The sequence below is a fragment of the Arthrobacter cryoconiti genome, from assembly GCF_020905375.1.
Lineage (GTDB): Bacteria > Actinomycetota > Actinomycetes > Actinomycetales > Micrococcaceae > Specibacter > Specibacter cryoconiti.
Genome location: NZ_JAJJBU010000047.1, coordinates 1 through 4276 on the forward strand (window position 1 = coordinate 1; position 4276 = coordinate 4276).

The following is a 4276-nucleotide window of genomic DNA, read 5'->3' on the forward strand; positions in this document are numbered from 1 at the left end:
ACGCTGCCGCCCACAAAACGGCGGCATGATTTCCGGGACGGTTCAAGGTGTACAGAAATGTCTCATCTGTCGCTGGAGCTCCCTTGTCGGGACGTTTGTCGGGGGCACCCGTTATCGTGAGATGTGAAACTTGTCTCACATGAGGTGAGTCGAATACACACGAGGAGAATCTCATTGAACAGCCCGAGTGAAAGTCGCTCCGTCTTCGTCGTGCACGGACGCAATGAACCGCTCCGGAAGGCGATGTTTGACTTCCTACGGAGTGTCAATTTGTCACCGATGGAGTGGACGACTGCCGTCGAACTAACCGGCGAGGGATCGCCCTACATTGGGCAGGTGCTCGATGTGGCCTTTGACCATGCCACTGCCGTCGTTGTCCTTATGACACCTGATGAGGTGGCTTACCTACAACCCCGCTACGGCCACGGCGAGAACGACGTGGAAACACAGCCCGCGCCGCAAGCCCGCCCCAACGTGCTGTTCGAAGCGGGCATGGCGCTAGGGCGGGACGCCAAAAGAACGGTACTAGTGGAAATAGGCGAAGTACGTCCGTTCAGTGATGTTGCTGGGCGCCATGCGATCCGACTCTCGAATGCTCCAGCGAGTCGCCAGGCGCTGGCGAATAGGCTGCGAACGGCCGGCTGTTCCGTCGACCTGAATGGTACAGACTGGCATACCACAGGTGATTTCACCGCGCCCCTTCCGCCGGGCGACGGACTTCCGCTCGGCCGCCGCCTGCCAAGCAGCGCTTCAGCAAGGAAAGCGATAGATTTCGATCTCAAGTACTTCAATAAGGGCGGGACCCGTTTCGACAAGCTTCAGATAGTTAACCGAGGAACGGAGACCGCCTACGATGTTGCCGTGGTGGTTCCTGAGCAGGGGGCCCTTGAACTGAGCTCGAATGATGTCGGATCAATTGCGAAAATCCCGGGTGGCGGTCGCTCTGTCACTGTCGACGTGTTCAACAGGGGACGAATGATGGGTGGTCCGCGACTGGATAAAGCACTTGACGTTTCTATCACGGCCCGCACCGAGAGTGGCGAGCAGGTAACCCAAGACGTGTTCCTCGATTTGAATGGATAATGACGATGGATGAAGAGATTCAAGTCCCCGTAAGCCTGCCACTCGATGATGACGGCTTCCTGCGCCGCGAGTGCTCGGCGTGTGAAGAAGAGTTCAAGTGGTTCAGCCATGCCGAAGGCGATGCCGACGCCGAGCCGGCTTCCCAGTACTTCTGTCCGCTATGCGGTGTACCCGCAGATCTCGATTCATGGTGGACGCCAGCGCAGCTTGAGTACGGCTTCGGCAGTGCCGGTGGGGCGATCGACCAAGCAATGAAGGACGCCTTGACGGACGCGTTCAAGGGCATCAAGGGCTTGAAATTCGAGCACAATTCTTCATTTAGCCTAGATATCGAGACACCGGATCCACTTATCGAGCCCAACGACATGGTCATCGTGGAGCCGCCCTGCCATCCCAATGAGCCGACTAAGGTCCCCGAAACTTCCACAGATTGCGTTTTCTGTTTGATCTGCGGTTCACAGTTCGCCGCATAGTCCGGTGACACGCCAGATTCGGTAAAGGGATCGCCCAGTGAAAAACCTCTTACCGGTCACGGTTCGCATTTGCAGACATATGTCGTATGTGAACCTAAATGTTTTTCGTTAGGTTCAGCGCAATGACCCTTCACTACCTGGGAAGCTGCACTCGACTGTCTCATAACCTAAGTCTCTCGAATCCCATGGGATACAAGACGTTTCCCCGCATCAGTCACGCCGCTGAGCAATCACAGACCGATCAGCTCCATAGGTCATAGTCAACCGGTCTGATCCGCGTCTACTCTCTATATTGACTGACTGGTCACTCAAGTATATACTCGGGCTATGGCTAGGCCGAAAAACCCAACTCACCGCGACGCACTCCTCGCCGCCGCCGCTCGGACCTTTGCGCACGAGGGGCTAGGAGCGTCGACCGCCAATATCGCCAAGGCGGCCGGGGTATCTGCGGGCACTTTGTTCGTTCACTTTGAAAGCAAGAGCGTGCTGGTCAACGAGCTTTACGTATCGCTCAAGACCGAGATGGGGCGGGCGGCGATTGCAGGCCTGACCGACGACCTTGGGCGTCGCGACCGGTTGCAGCTCATGTGGAACAACTGGATCACCTGGGCGACGATGGATCCTGAGCGCCAACGTGCCGTGGCGCACCTCAGCGTCGCAGAAAACATCACCGCCCACAGCCGGGATGCGGTCAGTGCGGCTTACGCCGGCATCGCGCAGCTCGTCAAAGCAGTCACCGCGGACGGTCCAATGAACGGCGCTCCGCTCCCGTTCGTGGTCGCCCTGGCATCCGCACTCGCTGACGCGACCGTCGACGACCTGATCCGGGCCCCTGATCCGACCGGACATCGCCGCGACCTCGCATTCGAGGCGCTGTGGCGAGCACTCGCCGGCTAACCCTCCCGATTCACAGCACTTGCGCTAAATACCGACCCAACACCTCTCGTTAGAAAGCAGATATCGCATGTCCATTGTTCTGGTCACGGGCGGCTCCGGCTTCATCGCCGGCCACATCATCCAACAGCTTCTCGAGCAAGGGCACACCGTTCGCGCCACTGTCCGGTCCCTGAAGAAGGAGAGCGCCGTGCGTGCTGTGCTTCATGACGCCGGTGTGACCAATGGTGACGCCCTGACCTTTGTCGAAGCGGACCTCGTCGACGATTCTGGGTGGGCGGAGGCTGCGGCGGGAGTTGACTATGTTCTCCACGTCGCGTCCCCGATCCATACGGGCAAGATCAAGGACGAGAACGACGTCATCGCACCTGCTCGAGATGGCGCGCTGCGGGTTCTCCGCGCTGCACGCGACGCAGGCGTGCGACGGGTCGTCCTCACCTCCGCGTTTCATGCCGTCGGTTTCGGACACGGCCGCATCGACCACGAGTTCACCGAGGCCGACTGGACGCCGTTGCACGGCAAGGGCGTCGACGCCTACGGCCGCAGCAAAGTCTTGGCCGAACGCGCAGCCTGGGACTTCGTCGCCTCTGAAGGCAACGGGATTGAACTGACAACGATTCTCCCCGTAGCCGTCATGGGTCCGGTCATGGGTCGCGACATCTCCGGAGCAAACCACATCATCCAGCGATCCCTGAATGGGCAGATGCCCGGCTACCCGAACATGTACGTCCCGATCGTGGACGTCCGCGATGTCGCCGCCGCCCACATTGCCGCGATGACCGCGAACCGCGCCGCTGGCGAACGAATTCTCGTCGCAACGGGTGAACCCGCGATCGCGATGAAAGAGATCGGGGCGATCCTCAAGCACGACCTTGGGGCCAAGGCCTCAAAGGTGCCCACTCGGGGCATCCCCGATCTCGTTGTCCGCGTCTCGGCCGTTTTCCTGGACGAGTTCAAACCGGTCGCCGCTGATTTGGGTTACATCAAGCGTGTCTCGTCTCAGAAGGCTCGGGATATCCTCGGTGTTACACCGCGACCCGCACGCGAGGCCATCCGCGCAGCTGGACAGAGCATGATCGCCGGCGATCTCGTCTAGGGCTCGACCGGAAACCAGCGCAGCCCGACCGATCGTGACGCAGAACATCAACGAATGGGACAACGGTCTGATTCCTCGCAACGATTAAAATGTGAGCCGGAGCAAAGCCCAGGTAGACCAGCATCCAACGGGCACCTGCGCGGCGCTCCCTGAGTGGTTCGGCGTCTCGTACCCTCTCTGTCTCGTAACCCATGGGTTGCGAGACAATACAAGCGGCGTAGTCCATATTCTTACCCCCCGGACACATCGGTGAGCCCTTACCGCCGGATACTGTCCCAATATTCGTCAAGGGCCGAATAGCTCGCGGGTTTAGGAACTTATCGTACTGCACCATCAGGCATCGGAAGATACATATTTTCCTTGCCGGGAGGAACAACGATGCCGGCAGCTTGGCTGGTTGCGTGCGCCTGCGGACCGGTTAGAAGTACTAACGCTGAGGAACTAAATCCCCCAAGAACGACATACAATATTGCCCAGCTTGGAACCTGAAGAATGGATTCTGTTGCTGGAAGATTTTGCTCACAGACTGGGTTTCCTAACTATCTGAAGGAAAAGAGCGGGTACCCGCTCAGAATGGGAAGAATAGTAGAGTTCCAGGCGACGCCTTGAACGACAGCCGCCATAACGAAGACCCCTACGGGAATGTAGACTCTCAACCGCCATCACAGCCGCTTCCCTACGATTCCGGGCTCTTCGTAATTAGGCATGGTTGGTGGGTTTGATCCGGTAC

General features: G+C 58.7%; 4 protein-coding genes. All 4 read left to right on the forward strand.

Annotated features, from left to right (window positions below):
* Positions 1–210 precede the first annotated feature (210 nt).
* Positions 211–1083 (forward strand): nucleotide-binding protein, encoded by an 873-nt coding sequence (locus tag LOH53_RS16665; RefSeq protein ID WP_326832806.1) that lies wholly within the window; start codon positions 211–213, stop codon positions 1081–1083.
* A 5-nt stretch (positions 1084–1088) separates the two neighbouring features.
* On the forward strand, positions 1089–1556 hold the full coding sequence (locus tag LOH53_RS16670) for a hypothetical protein (RefSeq protein WP_230068885.1): 468 nt from the start codon (positions 1089–1091) through the stop codon (positions 1554–1556).
* Positions 1557–1883: 327 nt separating this feature from the next.
* Complete coding sequence (locus LOH53_RS16675; protein WP_230068886.1) at positions 1884–2453, forward strand: TetR/AcrR family transcriptional regulator; 570 nt, start codon at positions 1884–1886, stop codon at positions 2451–2453.
* Between the two features lie 67 nt (positions 2454–2520).
* Complete coding sequence (locus LOH53_RS16680) at positions 2521–3546, forward strand: NAD-dependent epimerase/dehydratase family protein (protein ID WP_230068887.1); 1026 nt, start codon at positions 2521–2523, stop codon at positions 3544–3546.
* Positions 3547–4276: the final 730 nt, after the last annotated feature.

Excerpts from the sequence above, each read along its gene's own strand:
- LOH53_RS16680 (WP_230068887.1), top strand. The coding sequence starts at position 2,521 with ATGTCCATTGTTCTGGTCACGGGCGGCTCCGGCTTCATCGCCGGCCAC.
- LOH53_RS16675 (WP_230068886.1), top strand. The coding sequence starts at position 1,884 with ATGGCTAGGCCGAAAAACCCAACTCACCGCGACGCACTCCTCGCCGCC.
- LOH53_RS16670 (WP_230068885.1), top strand. The coding sequence starts at position 1,089 with ATGGATGAAGAGATTCAAGTCCCCGTAAGCCTGCCACTCGATGATGAC.